Origin of the sequence: Thalassospira profundimaris, assembly GCF_003326795.1 — a bacterium.
GTDB classification, from domain to species: Bacteria; Pseudomonadota; Alphaproteobacteria; order Rhodospirillales; family Thalassospiraceae; genus Thalassospira; species Thalassospira profundimaris_C.
In genome coordinates this window covers 1-2,076 of the sequence record NZ_JPWI01000030.1, presented here as the reverse complement: position 1 = coordinate 2,076, position 2,076 = coordinate 1, and the positions used below count along the sequence as shown (strand labels likewise).

Below are 2,076 nucleotides of genomic sequence, written 5' to 3'. Positions count from 1 at the left end.
GTTCGGCACTTTGGGTCATCTGACCCGAAACACCCTGAAGCTGTTCCCCGAGGGCCGCGATCTCGTTGACCGCACTTTCGACTTCACCCTGAAGCGTATCGGCAAGGCTGAGCAACTCGTCACGCAGGGCTTCATTGCGTTCACGGTTAAGGCGTTCTTCCTCGGCCTGCATGTCGCGGACCTTGATGGCGTTTTCCTTGAACACGTCAACCGCACGGCCCATTGCGGAAATCTCGTCACTGCCCCTGGAGGGGATCGCAACTTCAAGATTGCCACCGGCGAGGGAAACCATCGACTTCTGAAGGCCTGCCAGACGGCGCAGCAAACTGCCATGCACATAAAACACATAGATCAGAAGCGGGATCAGGATTGCAGCGGCACCCACGGCATACATCACGACCGTACTTTGCTGGGTCAGGGTGTTTGCCGATTCCGTCGCATTATCAACACCGGTTTGCAACGTATCGACAAGGGCATTCACGCCGTCTTCCATGGCCGATGCATATTCTGCACTGTGACTGACAATATCAATTTGCCGTGCCGAAAGTTCAAGCTCGGTTGTTCGAAGGGTCGGAATGCTGCGCTCTCCGGTGGCAAGATCGGTGATATCTTCCATCAGACCCTTGTAGAACTTTTTGAGTTTCTCGTTCTCAAGGGTATCGACGGTACTATTGACCACACCAACAGACCCTCGGACCTGAACCCCCATCAGTTTGAGCTGCATCGGATCGTTTGAAGATGCAGCTGACAGGATGGTATTGCTGATTTCAGCGCCGCGATTTGCAAGCTCAAGAACCGGTGCGCGTGATGTCATGATTTCATCAAGCTTGAACAAAAGCCCCTTGGTTGATGCATTCTGTTCGGCGGTCATGAAGGCTCCGCTCAGGCGGAGTTCCTTGATCTGACTGGTAACTCCGGTCAGCTGGGTCTGGGAAGCAGACAGAACCGGCTGGATCATTGAGTTGAACCGTCCGGTCAATTGCTGAAACTTGCCGAGCGATGCGGCGAGTTCCTTGGCAATTGCAAACCGGTCAATGGTGGTTTGATGCAGTTCTGCAAGGGCGTTGGCAAGGTCTTTGCCATTCTGTTCAATCAGGGTCAGGGAGTCTTCGGGAAGACCTGATTGCTCCAGTTGCCCGAGATAGTCATTCAGATTGGCCAGCAATCCATCAAGCTCGGACTTGAACAGAAGTTCCTCTTCCGGACTGGTTGCCGCAACAATGCGCGGTGCGGACGCTACGATCTTCGAACTGGTCGCAGCCAGTTGCTGTGCAGCAAACATGGGTGGCAGTTGCTCGTGGGCAATCTTGCCAAGCTGAGTGCCGAATTTTGTGAATGAGAAAACCGCAACTGCGGCGGCAAGGATGGCAATCAATCCGGTTAAAAAGAAAGCAGCAGCAAGCTTTTCACGAACGCCGAACCCTGATTTGTTCGTCTTGTTAGACGATGACGGCTTTACGCCGTGCTTTATGTTCAAACCCATATTTCTAGTAACCCCGTAGACCAAAAAGCCAAAAGCCGACACGGCAAAGCGTCGACGCAAAAGATGCGTGTTTCTTGGACTTTGTTTCCTGGTCAAGCCACTTCGGGGAGACCCGCATATCGCCCGGAGGCGGTGTTGCGGGAATAGAAAGGCACGGCTTGCTTTTATATTTATTAGAATAATCGATAGCACGTTATTCGTTGTATTCGCAGGATTTTCCTTTTGATCTATGCACCGGTATAGGTTTTTGTAATGAGGCAAATAGGTACCGTAATCGTGCGAAGAGTACGTCCCCAATTTGCCGGTAAAAGAAAAAGGCCCGCCGGATGGGGGGCCTTTGTTGATCTGGTCGGGTAGGGCGTTCAACGCCTATGCTGCGCGATCATGTGCCTGTTGGCGCAGGTCCTCAAGAATGGTTGCAATGCGGTTGCGCATTTCATTGACCTTTTCAGATGCCGCACGGGATGTTGTCAGAACCTCGCCCGACAACTGACCGGTGCGACCGGTTTCATTGGCAACCTCGGTGATCGATGCCGAAACCGCACGGGTGCGATCAGCAGCTCCGCGAACATTGCGGCTGATCTCGTCGGTTG

At 53.0% G+C, this 2,076-nt stretch carries 1 protein-coding gene and 1 pseudogene; both read right to left on the bottom strand.

The window, feature by feature from the left end:
• Nucleotides 1-1,483 (bottom strand): HAMP domain-containing protein (locus TH30_RS21880; RefSeq protein WP_114100192.1); only part of this gene is annotated, 1,483 nt, incomplete at its 3' end.
• Nucleotides 1,484-1,852: 369 nt separating this feature from the next.
• Nucleotides 1,853-2,076: pseudogene (locus TH30_RS21875) on the bottom strand (hypothetical protein); the annotation flags it as partial.